Raw genomic sequence first — 12,654 nt, 5'->3', positions numbered from 1 at the left:
CAATAATGTTGTCCTATTTTACAGGGGCCATTTTTGAAACTGCTTTACCGTTCCGCTGCAGGCGCAGGCAGGCTCGCCGGCGTCGGACGGGATGTCGCGAAATGGTGGCCATGTCGTATTTGTGGCGTCTTTTGACGCAAGCCTGCTGTCGGGTTTGAAACGGAAACAATAGAAATATCATCAAAGGCTTCGCATGTGCCGGAAGGGCGCTTGCGGTCGCGAAACTGGTGGTTGTCTATGTCCCGTTTTTCTGCAGCTTCGATTATTAAAAATGCGCTGTCCGGCAACAAGAACTGGAAGCCGCAATGGCCCAATGCCGAACCCAAGGCCGAATATGACGTAATCATCGTCGGCGCGGGCGGGCATGGCCTGGGTGCCGCCTATTATCTGGCCAAGGAGCACGGCATCACCAATGTCGCCGTCATCGAAAAGGGCTGGCTCGGCGGCGGCAATACGGGCCGCAACACCACCATCATCCGCTCCAACTATCTCTATGACGAGAGCGCGCATCTCTACGAACATGCGATGAAGCTGTGGGAGGGGCTGAGCCAGGACCTCAACTACAACGTCATGTTCTCGCAGCGCGGCGTCATGATGCTGGCGCATACGGTGCATGACGTGCAGAGCTTCAAGCGTCATATCCATGCCAACCGCCTCAACGGCATCGACAATGAATGGCTGACCAAGGAGCAGGCGAAGGAATATTGCCCGCCGCTCGATATTTCCCCCACTGCGCGTTATCCGGTTGTGGGCGCCACCTTGCAGCGGCGCGGCGGCGTGGCCCGCCATGATGCGGTCGCCTGGGGCTATGCGCGCGGCGCGACCGAGCGCGGCGTCGATATCATCCAGAATTGCCCGGTCACGGCTATCCGCCGCGATGCTTCGGGCCGCGTCACCGGCGTCGATACGCCACGCGGTTTCATCAAGGCGAAGAAGGTGGCGGTTTCTGCTGCGGGCAGCACGTCGATTGTCATGGACACGGCAGGCGTTCGCATGCCGCTTGAAAGCTTCCCGCTGCAGGCGCTGGTGTCCGAGCCGGTCAAGCCGATCTTCCCCTGCGTGGTCATGTCCAACACGGTCCACGCCTATATCAGCCAGTCAGACAAGGGCGAACTGGTGATCGGTTCCGGCACCGACCAGTATGTGTCCTACAGCCAGCGCGGCGGCCTGCCGCTGATCGAGCATACGCTTGCGGCCATCTGCGAAGTCTTCCCGATCTTCACCCGCATGCGGATGCTGCGCAAATGGGGCGGTATCGTCGACGTCACGCCGGATCGCTCCCCGATCATCGGCAAGACGCCGGTGCCGGGGCTTTATGTCAATTGCGGCTGGGGCACGGGCGGCTTCAAGGCGACGCCGGGTTCGGCGCATGTCTTCGCGCATACGATTGCCCGCGATGAGCCGCACTGGATCAACGCACCCTTCACGCTTGAACGCTTCACCACCGGTCGCCTGATCGACGAAGCGGCTGCCGCCGCCGTCGCGCACTAAGGGAGGTATGATATGCTTTTAATCCGTTGCCCTTATTGCGAGATGGAACGTCCGGAACTGGAATTTGCCTATGCAGGCGAAGCGCATATTGCGCGCCCTGCCGACCCATCGACGCTTTCCGACGACGAATGGCGCGATTTCCTGTTCACGCGCTCCAATCCGCGCGGCACCCATTTTGAACGCTGGCGGCATATCAATGGCTGCGGCCGCTTCTTCAATGCGGTGCGCGACACGGTGAGCGACAAGTTCGCGATGACCTACAAGGCCGGTGAACCCCGTCCTGCTTTGGCAGAAACTCCGGCTGCGGAGACGAAATAATGACCGATATGCGCATTCATAACAAAGGCCGCGTCAACAAGGCCAAGTCCGTGCGGTTCACCTTCAACGGCAAGTCCTATTCCGGCTTCGAGGGCGATACGCTGGCTTCCGCCATGCTTAGCCATGGCGAGCATCTGGCCGGTCGTTCGTTCAAATATCACCGCCCGCGCGGCATTCTTTCCGCCGGTTCCGAAGAGCCGAATGCGCTGATGGGCGTTTCACGCGGACCGGGCCGTTTCGAGCCGAACACCCGCGCAACGGTGCTGGAACTCTATGACGGCCTCAAGGCCGAAACCCAGAACCACTGGCCGTCGCTGAAGCACGATGTCGGCGCGATCAACGACGCCTTCTACATGTTCTTCTCGGCAGGCTTTTACTACAAGACCTTCATGTGGCCGAAGAGCTTCTGGAACAAGGTCTATGAGCCATTCATCCGTGGCGCGGCCGGTCTTGGCAAATCGCCTTCCGAGCCCGATCCCGACACCTATGCCAGCCGCTATGCCTTCTGCGATGTGCTGATCGCCGGTGGCGGGCCTGCCGGTCTTGCCGCCGCGCTGGAGGCCGCGAAAAGCGGTGCGAAGGTAATCATCTGCGACGAGCAGGCGGAATTTGGCGGCTCGCTTCTGTCCGAGCCGGAGCCGGTCATCAATGGCCGTGCAAGCTGGGACTGGCTCAGCGAAACCATTGCCGCGCTCAAGGCCAATCCGAATGTCACGCTTCTGCCGCGCACCACGGCCATCGGCTATTACCACCAGAACATGGTCGGCCTTTGCGAGCGCCTGACCGATCATCAGGCCAGACCCGCCTCCAATGCGCCGCGTGAACGCATGTGGCGGGTGCGCGCAAAGCAGGTCGTGCTGGCGCAGGGTTCCATCGAAAAGCCGCTGGTCTTTGCTGGCAACGACCGTCCGGGCGTGATGCTGGCATCCGCCGCACGCACCTATCTCAACCGCTATGGCGTCAAGGTCGGCAATCAGGCCGTCGTCGTCACCTCGCATGACAGCGCATGGCTTGCGGCCTTCGATCTCGCGGTCGCAGGCGTCAAGGTTCCGGCCATCATCGATGTGCGTTCAAGCGTTGCCGACAGCCTCGTCAACCGCGCGAAGATGCTCGGCATCGAGACGCTGACCGGCTGGACGGTGACGGATACGGGCGGACGCCACCGCGTGTCGTCCGTGCGGGTCAATCCGGTTTCCAATGGCTCTGTCGGCGCTGCCCGCACGATTGCCTGCGACGTGCTGCTGATGTCCGGCGGCTGGAATCCGAGCGTGCACCTGTTCTCGCACACGAAAGGCTCGCTGGTCTGGGACGACGCACGGCAGATCTATCTGCCGGGCAAGCCGACCGAGGAAAGCCGCTGTGCCGGTGCGGGCAATGGCAATTTCGATTTGGCTGCCGCATTGCGTGAGGGTGCGGAAGCGGGTGCCGCGGCAGCCAGTGATGCCGGGCACAAGGCCAAGCCATCAGACTATGCTGTGGCCGGTGATTTCATCTGCGACGGCGTAAGCTGTCGCGAACTGCCGACCGATCGCGATCCGGGCAAGGCCAAGGCTTTCATCGATTTCCAGAACGATGTGACCGCCAAGGATATTCGTCTGGCCGTGCGCGAGGGCTTCCACTCCATCGAGCACGTCAAGCGCTATACCACCAACGGCATGGCGACCGATCAGGGCAAGACGTCCAACATCAACGGTCTGGCCGTTGCAGCCGATGCGCTCAAGCGCCCGACGCCGCAGGTGGGTCTCACCACCTTCCGCCCGCCCTATACGCCGACGACCTTCGGCGCCTTCTGCGGCTACAACCGTGGGCCGCTGTTCGACGTGACGCGCAAGACGCCAATCGATAGCTGGGCCGAACAGCATGGCGCGGCTTTCGAGCCGGTGTCGCTGTGGCGGCGCGCATGGTACTTCCCGAAAACCGGCGAAGACATGCATCAGGCCGTGGCGCGTGAATGCAAGGCGACCCGCCAGTCGCTCGGCATGTTCGATGCCTCCACGCTCGGCAAGATCGAAGTTGTCGGCCCGGATGCAGCCGAATTCATGAACCGCATGTACACCAATCCATGGACGAAGCTTGGCGTCGGGCGCTGCCGCTATGGCCTGCTGCTCGGCGAAGACGGCTTCATCCGCGATGACGGTGTCGTCGGTCGCCTGACGCAGGATCGCTTCCATGTGACCACCACGACCGGCGGTGCCGCGCGTGTTCTCAACATGATGGAAGACTATCTCCAGACCGAATGGCCGGAGCTGAAAGTCTCATTGACCTCGACCACCGAGCAATGGGCCGTGGTCGCGATCAATGGCCCCAATGCGCGCAAGCTCATCGAGCCGATGGTTGAAGGGCTGGATATTTCCGACGAAGCCTTTCCGCATATGTCGGTTGCGGAATGCAAATTCCTCGGCGTGCCTGCGCGTCTGTTCCGCATGAGCTTCACCGGCGAACTGGGCTATGAAATCAACGTGCCTGCGCGCTATGGCCTGTCACTGTGGAAGGCGCTTTATGAGGCCGGCCAGCAATATGACATCACGCCTTACGGCACCGAAACCATGCACGTCCTGCGCGCCGAAAAGGGCTATATCATTGTCGGTCAGGACACGGATGGCACCGTGACGCCGGACGATGCAAGCCTTGGCTGGGCCGTCGGCAAGCAGAAGCCGGATTTCGTCGGCAAGCGTTCGCTCACCCGTCCGGACATGCTGAAATCGGATCGCAAGCATCTCGTGGGGCTGCTCACCAATGATCCGAAGCTGGTGCTGGAAGAAGGCGCGCAGATTGTCGCCGACCCAAAACAGCCGTTGCCGATGACCATGCTTGGCCATGTCACCTCGTCCTATTGGAGCGAGACGCTCGGGCGGTCCATCGCCATGGCGTTGGTGTCGGGCGGCAAGGCTCGCATGGGTGAAACGCTTTATATGCCGATGCCGGATGGCAGCGTGCATGAGGCCACTGTATCGGGCATGGTCTTCTATGACCCCGAAGGAAAGAAACTGAACGGATAAGGATTGAACCATGCTCGTTGAAACCAAACCTTATTCGAACCGCAAGGTCGTCATTCCCGGTCGTCTGGAAATCCACGCGGCGGACGATGCCGCCCGCTTCGTCCTGCGCATCGGTCCGGCAAAGCTGGCCCTGGCTGAAAAGGCGCTGGGCGCAAAAATCCCGGCGAAGATCGGCGATCTTGTCCGCACGGATGATATTGCCGTTGCCTGCATCGGACCGGATGAATGGTATATCTGGGCTGATGAAGCCAGGGGTGCCGCCATCACGCAGGCTTTCGCCGGGCTTTATGAAACAGAGCCGCACAGCCTGACGGAAGTGAGCCATCGCGAAACCGGCATCGACATTACCGGCCCGCAGGCTGAATGGCTGCTCAATGCCGCGTCTCCGCTCAATCTGGCTGAAATGCAGACACCGGGCGCTGCGCGCACCATCTTCGACCGGGCCCAGATCATCCTGCTGAAATGGAATGCGGATCATTACCGCATCGAAGTGTGGAACTCATTCGCCGATCATGTGTGGACCTTGCTGGAACTGGCCAGCAACGAGGTCGAACTCGCAATCTGATCGAAAGACGCCGCCCCACCGGGCGGCGTTTTTGCCTTGAGGGCTTGATGCGACAGCTCCTTCCCTCATCCTGAGGAGCCGTTGAAAACGGCGTCTCGAAGGGCTGAGGGAAAACGCTCCGGTATCCGCCTCTCTTTGACACGATGCTTCGCACCGGCTCCGGATCAATCGAGTCTGGACCCTAGAGCTTCCAGAGACGGATTGCATTCGCGGACAACAGGCGCGTTTTTTCGTCGTTGCTGCATCCTTCAAGAAGCGCATGGGTTGTCGCCACCCATGTGGAAAGCCCTGCATCGGCATTGGTTGCCAATGTGCAGACGGGCCAGTCGCTGCCCCACACCACACGGTCCCAGCCGAATGACTGGATGACATGCTCCACATACGGCCGCACCGTATCGACGGTCCAGTTTTCCGCGTCCGCATAGGCCATCACGCCGGAAATCTTCGCCGTCACATTGTCGCGCTGCGAAACCTCGCTGATGCCCTTCTGCCAGCTTTCCAGCCCGCCCGACCTGATATCCGGCACGCCGCAGTGATCGAGCACGAATTGCACGCCGGGCGCGAGGTCGGCCAGTGCCAGCACCTTGTCGATCTGGTGGGGAAGGGTGCAGAGATCGAAGGTCAGGCCGGTGCCTTCGAGTCGCTTGATATTCTCGCGGAAAAGCGCGCCCTCGGAAACATCGTCCGGCACGACATGCAACACGCGGCGAAAGCCTTTGACAAAGGGATTGCTGCGCTGGCGTTCCAGATATTCCGCAAAGCCCGGTTCCTCCGGGCGGCAGGAGGCGATTGCGCCCTTGATGAAATCACCCGATCGTCTGGAAATCTCCTGAATATGGTCCGTTTCAGCCTGAATGGCAGCGGCTGCCACATCCACTTCCATATGCAGCGCCGCCTCGATGCCGCAGCGCTCTGCCTGCTTCCGATAGGTCTCGAACAGGAAGTCGCGATTGAGGGCCGGAACGCCGTCGAGCCATGGATAGTTCAGCGCGCTTTTGTCGATCAGATGCAGATGGGTATCGATAATCATGAAAACGTCCTCCTCCCGCATAGTTTCAAAAAAGAAGAGAGTTTTCAAATAAGAATTGGGGTCTTCCGCTTTTCGGAAGGCGCTCTACTCGGCAGCTCCGATATCGGAGCCCACCAGTTTCGACAGATCCTGGACAGTCTTTTGCAGCAGGCCGATGGTCTGTGTGATGTCGGGGGCGGAAGCCGAGTTGACGAGCGTCACATAGGGGCAGGTCAGCGAGGCTATGCAGGTACCGTCCGGGCCGAGGATGGGCGCCGAGAGATTATAGACGCCCGCCACCTGGGCGCTCGGCATCATTTCATAACCGCGTTCGCGAATCTGGTCGAGGCGCTCGTAGAAGTCTTGATCAAGCTTTACGCTTTCAACGTCCCTTGCATATTCGGCAATCATCATCTTGCGTTCTTCGGGAGAACGGAAGGCGAGAAGCACATGGCCGGAACCGGTGTCGAACAGGCTGATATGCGAGCCGACGCGGATCGAAATTCCCCAGTAATCCGGGGCTTCCTGCTGTGCGATGACAACGACAGACCCGCGGTCGAACACCGCAAGCTGGTTGGCCTGTCTGGAGCGGTCCGCGAGTTCACGCATGAAGGGCGTGGCAAAGGAAGCAAGCCTGCGCACCGGAGCATGAAGATGCGCCAGACCGAACAGCTTGAGGGTCAGCGAATAGCGGTCGCCTTCAAGCTTCGTCACATAACCGCGCTTCACCAGCCGGTCCAGCATCCGGTAGAATTCATTGGGGCTGCGGTCGAGGTGTTTGGCAATCTCTGCCTGCGTCAGGCCGCCATCCACGCTTGCAAGCAGTTCCAGAATATCCAGCCCCTTGTCCAGCGCCGGGGCGCGATAGCGATCCTCTGTTTCCAAGTGAACTCCCCTTGTGAATATCATTCTTCATATACGAAGGGCCGCGGATTCGAAAGGTGCAAACAGGCAGAGAAAGCCTTGACCGGATTTGCGTAATATGTTTGCATATAAATAAATGATTTACAATTGGGGGCGAGTTGAGGAGCGCCGCCGGGAGGCCAGGATGCAAGGTGAGTTTCGAGGCGTGCTGCCGGGCGGGAGCCGCCCTGTTGGCGCGGAGCGTGGAATAGCGCGCTGCGACGGATATGATTCACGCCGTCGCGTCTGCGATCTTGCCCACGGCACCCCGATCCTTGCAAGCGGCGTCGGCGACACGGCGATGTTCATCAACCCGGTTGCTTTTTCCCATGGTTATGATCGTCTGCGGTTCATATCGGAAATACGCTTAATCAGCGGGACGACCACATCCTGCTTGTCGAACGGAAGGCTTGGAAATGACGATACGTTTTGATGGAAAGACCGCGCTGGTGACAGCCGCAGCGCAAGGGATCGGCCGTGCAAGCGCACTGGCCTTTGCGGAGGCGGGCGCGAAGGTCTACGCGACCGACATCAATACCGATGCTCTCAAGGAGATCGAAGGCGTCAACGGCATCATCACCCGCAAGCTCAACGTGCTTGACGATGAGCAGGTGAAGGCGCTCGTCGCCGAAATCGGGCAGGTGGATATCCTGTTCAACTGCGCCGGTGTCGTCCATGGCGGCTCGATCCTCGAAATGAAGGACGAAGACCTCGATTTTGCGGTCAATCTCAACATTCGTTCGATGATCCGCACTATCCGCGCCGTGCTGCCGGGCATGCTGGAACGCAAGGACGGCGCCATCGTCAACATGGCCTCGGTCGCTTCCAGCGTGAAGGGCGTGCCGAACCGCTTTGCCTATGGCGTCACCAAGGCCGCAGTTATCGGCCTGACGAAGGCCGTCGCTGCCGATTATGTTGCCAGGGGCATCCGCTGCAACGCCATTTGCCCCGGTACGGTGGAAAGCCCGTCCCTGCAGGACCGCTTGCGCGCGCAGGGCGATTATGAAGAGCAGCGCGCAGCCTTCATCGCCCGCCAGCCGATCGGCCGCATTGGCCAGCCGGAAGAAATCGCCGATCTCGCCGTTTATCTCGCCGGTGCCACCTACACCACCGGCCAGGCCTACAACATCGACGGAGGCTGGACGATCTAGGGCGGTCGACATTCAGTCTCTGACGGCCTGCAAATGGCGCAGCCATAGCGTCGACCACCCTGACGCCCTCTCTTTCATCCCCTCAAAGGAGTAAACTCATGAAATTTCTTCGTTACGGTGAAGCCGGTCAGGAAAAGCCGGGCATTCTCGATGCCGATGGTGCGATCCGCGATCTCTCCGCCCATGTAGGCGACCTCTCCGGCGCGGCGCTTGCCCCTGATGCACTGGCCAAGCTCGGCGCGATCGACGTCAATTCGCTGCCGAAGGTCGACGGCAATCCGCGCCTTGGTCCTTGCGTTGCAGGCACCGGCAAGTTCATCTGCATCGGCCTCAACTATTCCGATCACGCTGCCGAAACCGGCGCGGCGGTCCCGCCGGAACCGATCATCTTCATGAAGGCAACGTCCGCCATCGTCGGCCCGAATGACGATCTCGTCATCCCGCGCGGTTCGGAAAAGACCGACTGGGAAGTCGAACTTGGCATCGTCATCGGCAAGACCGCGAAATATGTCTCGGAAGAAGACGCCCTCGACTACGTGGCCGGCTATTGCACCATCCATGATGTGTCGGAACGCGCCTTCCAGATCGAGCGTCAGGGCCAGTGGACGAAGGGCAAGTCCTGCGACACGTTCGGCCCGACCGGCCCATGGCTGGTGACGAAGGATGAAATCGAAGACCCGGAAAACCTCGGCATGTGGCTCAAGGTCAATGGCGAGACCATGCAGAACGGTTCGTCGAAGACGATGATCTACGGCATTCGCCACCTCGTTTCCTACCTGTCGCAGTTCATGTCCTTGCAGCCGGGCGATATCATCTCCACCGGCACGCCTCCCGGCGTCGGCATGGGTATGAAGCCGCCTCGCTATCTCAAGGCTGGCGACGTCGTGGAACTTGGCATCGAAGGCCTCGGCAGCCAGAAGCAGAACGTGCGCGCCGACATCTAGGCTTTGTTTGAGCATGGTCCCGAACCGGCGTCCTGTTTCGGGACCACGCCCTGATCACGGATAAATCATGACAAAAATCACTGATCTGCGCGTCTTCGATCTGCGTTTCCCGACTTCCCAAAGTCTGGACGGTTCCGACGCGATGAACCCGGACCCGGATTACTCCGCGGCCTATGTCATTCTCGACACGGATGACGAGGCGCTGAAGGGGCACGGTCTCACCTTCACCATCGGTCGCGGCAACGATATCTGCTGCCAGGCGATTCTCGCCATGCGGCATCTGGTGGTCGGTGCCTCGCTGGAGGATTTCCGGGCGGCGCCTGGAAAATTCTGGCGCTACTTGACCGGTGACAGCCAGTTGCGCTGGATCGGCCCGGACAAGGGCGCCATGCATCTTGCAACCGGCGCTGTCGTCAACGCCTTCTGTGATCTCGCTGCGAAGCAGGCTGGAAAGCCCGTATGGCGGCTTGTCGCCGACATGTCGCCGGAGGAAATCGCCGATATCGTCGATTACCGCTACCTCACCGATGCGCTGACGCGCGACGAGGCTGTCGAAATCCTGCGCAAGGCCGAAGCTGGCAAGGCCGGGCGCATCGCCACGCTCGAAGCGGAAGGCTATGCCTGTTACACGACCTCGGCTGGCTGGCTCGGCTATGACGACGACAAGCTGCGCCGTCTGTGCCAGGAAGCCATCGACGAGGGCTTCAACCACGTCAAGATGAAGGTCGGCCGCGATCTCGAGGACGATATTCGCCGCCTCACCATTGCCCGCGAAGTGATCGGCCCGGACCGTTACCTGATGATCGACGCCAATCAGGTGTGGGAAGTCGATCAGGCAATCGAGTGGGTCAACAAGCTGGCCTTCTCCAAGCCGTTCTTCATCGAGGAACCGACCAGCCCGGACGATGTTGCCGGCCATCGCAAGATTCGCGAAGCCATTGGCGACGTGAAGGTCGCGACCGGCGAAATGTGCCAGAACCGCATCATGTTCAAGCAGTTCATCGCGGAAGGCGCCATCGACATCGTCCAGATCGATTCGTGCCGCATGGGTGGCCTGAACGAAGTTCTGGCGGTGTTGCTGATTGCCGCCAAGTTTGGCAAGCCGGTCTGGCCGCATGCGGGCGGCGTCGGCCTGTGCGAATATGTGCAGCACCTGTCGATGATCGACTATGTGGCCGTTTCAGGCACCAAGGAAGGCCGCGTGATCGAATATGTCGATCATCTGCATGAACACTTCATCGATCCGTGCGTCATCAGGAACGCGGCCTATATGCCGCCGTCGCTGCCGGGTTTCTCCATCGAGATGAAGCCGCAGTCGATTGCGGAATATACGTTCAGGGGCTGAGATCGGTTTCTGCACCGGAAACAAAAGGCCGCGCTGAAAAGCGCGGCCTTTCTGCTTATAGGAAGCGGATCATCAGCGCGCCGGTCAGCAGCAAAACGGCACCGGCGACGCGTCCGGCGGTGATTTCACGCACGGCAACGCCCATGAAGCCGATACGGTCGGCGGCGAGCCCGGCCATCAACTGTCCGGCGACCGCCAGACCCATCACGGCGGCAGCGCCGATGCGTGGCGTCAGCAGCACCGATGCGGTCACATAGATACAGCCAAGCGCACCGCCAGCCACGAACAGCCAGCCCGCAGGCACGTTGAAGGCCGGCATTGCGCCGGTCGCGCGCGCGGTAATCCCGGCAATGATCGCAAGGATCACAGCGCCGGAAAGGAACGAAATCGCGGCAGCCGTTACCGGCGACCCAAGACCCCGAGCCAATGCTGCATTGATGGGGGCCTGAATAGCAATACAGGCACCTGAAAGGATGCCGAACAATGTCCAGAGCATGGAAATTTCCTTATATGGAGAACCGGCTGAAACTTGGCACTACAGTTGCATTCTTCGGGATGCAGGACTGCAAAGAGCAATTTGCATTCGCATAATCCTGAAAAGCCTGCAACTTTTCGGGACTATGCGAAGCTTCTGGTGTGCGAAAATCACACTTTTCGCCACGGCGTGACGACTTTACAACCGTAGTGTCAAGCGGCGCGTTTATCCGTGGCTGTGACAGACAGGTGCAGGCCAAGGGCCTTCATGACGCCGAGCAAGGTCGATAGTTTTGGATCGCCGTTCTCGCTCAGGGAGCGGTAAAGGGCTTCACGGGTAATTCCGGCTTCTTTAGCGACAGTAGTCATGCCAATGGAACGGGCTACGTCACCAAGAGCATGCGCAATAAGGGAAGGGTCGCCATCTTCAAATGCCGCTTCCAGATAGGCAACACGCTCTTCCGGCGTCTTGAGGTGATCAAGAACATCAAAACGGGTGGTTTCAAGGACCATTCTAAATCTCCTTCGCCATTTGTTTCGCCAGCGCGATATCCCGGCTCTGTGATGACTTGTCGCCACCACACAGCAGAACAACGATAGTTGATCCCATGGATACGAAATAAACCCGATAGCCGGGGCCGTACGTAATGCGCATTTCGCTCACGCCTTCGCCGACAGATTTCACATCGCCGGGATTGCCCAGTTCCATGCGGCGGATCCGAGTGACAATCCGCAACCGTGCATTGGTATCACGGAGCTCATCAAGCCACTTGGTGAAAAAGGTGGTTTGGCGGACTTCGATCATGCGTAACCTATAGATCACATCGCCGATCTGGTCAATATAAACGTGATTTGTAGGTTACATGGCGCGCGGCAGGAATCACCTGTCAACGTGTTGCACCGAATGTTGCATGGACAATGTTGTAACCCATATTCCGGGCGAATATGAGCCTTGATCCGGAATAGCTCTTTAAATTTATTTGATTTTGGAGTGGTGCCCGGAGGCGGATTCGAACCACCGACACGCGGATTTTCAATCCGCTGCTCTACCAACTGAGCTATCCGGGCATCCGTAACAAGCGATCTGCTTGTTCTGGGCGGTGTTGGTTCCCGCCGGAAGTGGGTGGGTTATAGCATTAAATTTCGCGCTGTCCAGCACCGTATCGCAATTTTTATCAGCTTTTCTCACATCTTTGTTAAGTAACTGATTTTATTGGCGGAAGCTGATTTGGAAGAGGCTAGTTGCCTTCTTCTTCCTCTTCATCAATCGGCTTTCCCGGCAGCACATAGCTGCCGGACAGCCAGCGATTGAGGTCGATGCTTTTGCACCGGGGCGAACAGAAGGGATAGGATTCGCGCGTGGAAGGTTTTCCGCATTCCGGGCAGGGGCGCGTCGGACGCAATGGCGTCACGCGTGCGCCTGCTGCTGCCGATATGTCCTTCTTGTCACTCATG

Annotated in this window: 13 protein-coding genes, 1 tRNA gene and 1 pseudogene; 8 read left to right on the top strand and 7 right to left on the bottom strand. The window is 59.5% G+C overall.

Annotation, left to right across the window (positions count from 1 at the left end):
- Positions 1–237 precede the first annotated feature (237 nt).
- The 4 genes from ACS5UA_RS04870 to ACS5UA_RS04855 are packed head-to-tail and all read left to right on the top strand — an operon-like array spanning position 238 to position 5,373.
- The gene (locus tag ACS5UA_RS04870) at positions 238–1,491 is read left to right on the top strand and encodes a sarcosine oxidase subunit beta family protein (RefSeq protein ID WP_021586323.1); all 1,254 of its coding nucleotides are present in this window, start codon (positions 238–240) and stop codon (positions 1,489–1,491) included.
- Between the two features lie 12 nt (positions 1,492–1,503).
- Positions 1,504–1,809: a sarcosine oxidase subunit delta gene (locus ACS5UA_RS04865; RefSeq protein ID WP_025089722.1), complete on the top strand. Its 306-nt coding sequence runs from the start codon at positions 1,504–1,506 to the stop codon at positions 1,807–1,809.
- Positions 1,809–4,808: a sarcosine oxidase subunit alpha gene (locus ACS5UA_RS04860; protein ID WP_021586321.1), complete on the top strand. Its 3,000-nt coding sequence runs from the start codon at positions 1,809–1,811 to the stop codon at positions 4,806–4,808. The genes ACS5UA_RS04865 and ACS5UA_RS04860 overlap by 1 nt, the downstream gene beginning before the upstream one ends.
- Before the next feature lie 10 nt (positions 4,809–4,818).
- Positions 4,819–5,373 carry a sarcosine oxidase subunit gamma gene (locus ACS5UA_RS04855; protein WP_021586320.1) on the top strand — a complete coding sequence of 185 codons (555 nt, stop codon included), beginning with the start codon at positions 4,819–4,821 and terminating at the stop codon, positions 5,371–5,373.
- 181 nt (positions 5,374–5,554) lie between these two features.
- Here ACS5UA_RS04855 and ACS5UA_RS04850 read toward each other — a convergent pair whose 3' ends face one another.
- On the bottom strand, positions 5,555–6,403 hold the full coding sequence (locus ACS5UA_RS04850) for an amidohydrolase family protein (protein ID WP_443101206.1): 849 nt from the start codon (positions 6,401–6,403) through the stop codon (positions 5,555–5,557).
- Between the two features lie 84 nt (positions 6,404–6,487).
- Complete coding sequence (locus ACS5UA_RS04845; RefSeq protein ID WP_051556896.1) at positions 6,488–7,291, bottom strand: IclR family transcriptional regulator; 804 nt, start codon at positions 7,289–7,291, stop codon at positions 6,488–6,490.
- A 91-nt stretch (positions 7,292–7,382) separates the two neighbouring features.
- Between ACS5UA_RS04845 and ACS5UA_RS04840 the strand changes: the two are divergent.
- From ACS5UA_RS04840 to ACS5UA_RS04825, 4 genes and pseudogenes are all read left to right on the top strand, one after another.
- Positions 7,383–7,655, top strand: a pseudogene (locus tag ACS5UA_RS04840) (hypothetical protein); the annotation flags it as partial.
- 46 nt (positions 7,656–7,701) lie between these two features.
- Positions 7,702–8,436, top strand: a complete 735-nt coding sequence (locus ACS5UA_RS04835; protein ID WP_021586316.1) for an SDR family oxidoreductase — start codon at positions 7,702–7,704, stop codon at positions 8,434–8,436.
- Between the two features lie 98 nt (positions 8,437–8,534).
- Positions 8,535–9,380 (top strand): fumarylacetoacetate hydrolase family protein, encoded by an 846-nt coding sequence (locus tag ACS5UA_RS04830; RefSeq protein ID WP_021586315.1) that lies wholly within the window; start codon positions 8,535–8,537, stop codon positions 9,378–9,380.
- A gap of 67 nt (positions 9,381–9,447) precedes the next feature.
- Entirely contained in the window at positions 9,448–10,725 is a 1,278-nt protein-coding gene (locus ACS5UA_RS04825) for an L-fuconate dehydratase (RefSeq protein WP_443101205.1), read from the top strand.
- Between the two features lie 55 nt (positions 10,726–10,780).
- Here the strand turns inward: ACS5UA_RS04825 and ACS5UA_RS04820 are convergent, their stop codons facing one another.
- The 5 genes from ACS5UA_RS04820 to yacG all read right to left on the bottom strand — a co-directional run bounded on the left by ACS5UA_RS04820 (position 10,781) and on the right by yacG (position 12,653).
- The gene (locus tag ACS5UA_RS04820) at positions 10,781–11,221 is read right to left on the bottom strand and encodes a DMT family transporter (protein ID WP_006465968.1); all 441 of its coding nucleotides are present in this window, start codon (positions 11,219–11,221) and stop codon (positions 10,781–10,783) included.
- Between the two features lie 191 nt (positions 11,222–11,412).
- The gene (locus tag ACS5UA_RS04815; RefSeq protein WP_006470801.1) at positions 11,413–11,712 is read right to left on the bottom strand and encodes an addiction module antidote protein; all 300 of its coding nucleotides are present in this window, start codon (positions 11,710–11,712) and stop codon (positions 11,413–11,415) included.
- A gap of 1 nt (position 11,713) precedes the next feature.
- Positions 11,714–12,004, bottom strand: a complete 291-nt coding sequence (locus ACS5UA_RS04810; protein ID WP_021586313.1) for a type II toxin-antitoxin system RelE/ParE family toxin — start codon at positions 12,002–12,004, stop codon at positions 11,714–11,716.
- Between the two features lie 187 nt (positions 12,005–12,191).
- Positions 12,192–12,267 (bottom strand) — tRNA-Phe (locus ACS5UA_RS04805).
- A 170-nt stretch (positions 12,268–12,437) separates the two neighbouring features.
- Positions 12,438–12,653 (bottom strand): DNA gyrase inhibitor YacG, encoded by a 216-nt coding sequence (gene yacG, locus ACS5UA_RS04800; RefSeq protein WP_006465970.1) that lies wholly within the window; start codon positions 12,651–12,653, stop codon positions 12,438–12,440.
- Between the last annotated feature and the right edge of the window lies 1 nt (position 12,654).

The organism is Brucella sp. RRSP16 (assembly GCF_052246815.1).
GTDB classification, from domain to species: Bacteria; Pseudomonadota; Alphaproteobacteria; order Rhizobiales; family Rhizobiaceae; genus Brucella; species Brucella intermedia.
This window is presented reverse-complemented; position numbering and strand designations above follow the sequence as displayed.

What these genes read in the sequence shown, in the direction of transcription:
- ACS5UA_RS04865 (WP_025089722.1), top strand. Translation starts at nt 1,504, where the DNA reads ATGCTTTTAATCCGTTGCCCTTATTGCGAGATGGAACGTCCGGAACTG.
- ACS5UA_RS04815 (WP_006470801.1), bottom strand. Translation starts at nt 11,712, where the DNA reads ATGGTCCTTGAAACCACCCGTTTTGATGTTCTTGATCACCTCAAGACG.
- ACS5UA_RS04830 (WP_021586315.1), top strand. Translation starts at nt 8,535, where the DNA reads ATGAAATTTCTTCGTTACGGTGAAGCCGGTCAGGAAAAGCCGGGCATT.
- ACS5UA_RS04835 (WP_021586316.1), top strand. Translation starts at nt 7,702, where the DNA reads ATGACGATACGTTTTGATGGAAAGACCGCGCTGGTGACAGCCGCAGCG.
- ACS5UA_RS04820 (WP_006465968.1), bottom strand. Translation starts at nt 11,221, where the DNA reads ATGCTCTGGACATTGTTCGGCATCCTTTCAGGTGCCTGTATTGCTATT.
- ACS5UA_RS04845 (WP_051556896.1), bottom strand. Translation starts at nt 7,291, where the DNA reads ATGATATTCACAAGGGGAGTTCACTTGGAAACAGAGGATCGCTATCGC.
- yacG (WP_006465970.1), bottom strand. Translation starts at nt 12,653, where the DNA reads ATGAGTGACAAGAAGGACATATCGGCAGCAGCAGGCGCACGCGTGACG.
- ACS5UA_RS04825 (WP_443101205.1), top strand. Translation starts at nt 9,448, where the DNA reads ATGACAAAAATCACTGATCTGCGCGTCTTCGATCTGCGTTTCCCGACT.
- ACS5UA_RS04855 (WP_021586320.1), top strand. Translation starts at nt 4,819, where the DNA reads ATGCTCGTTGAAACCAAACCTTATTCGAACCGCAAGGTCGTCATTCCC.
- ACS5UA_RS04810 (WP_021586313.1), bottom strand. Translation starts at nt 12,004, where the DNA reads ATGATCGAAGTCCGCCAAACCACCTTTTTCACCAAGTGGCTTGATGAG.
- ACS5UA_RS04860 (WP_021586321.1), top strand. Translation starts at nt 1,809, where the DNA reads ATGACCGATATGCGCATTCATAACAAAGGCCGCGTCAACAAGGCCAAG.
- ACS5UA_RS04850 (WP_443101206.1), bottom strand. Translation starts at nt 6,403, where the DNA reads ATGATTATCGATACCCATCTGCATCTGATCGACAAAAGCGCGCTGAAC.
- ACS5UA_RS04870 (WP_021586323.1), top strand. Translation starts at nt 238, where the DNA reads ATGTCCCGTTTTTCTGCAGCTTCGATTATTAAAAATGCGCTGTCCGGC.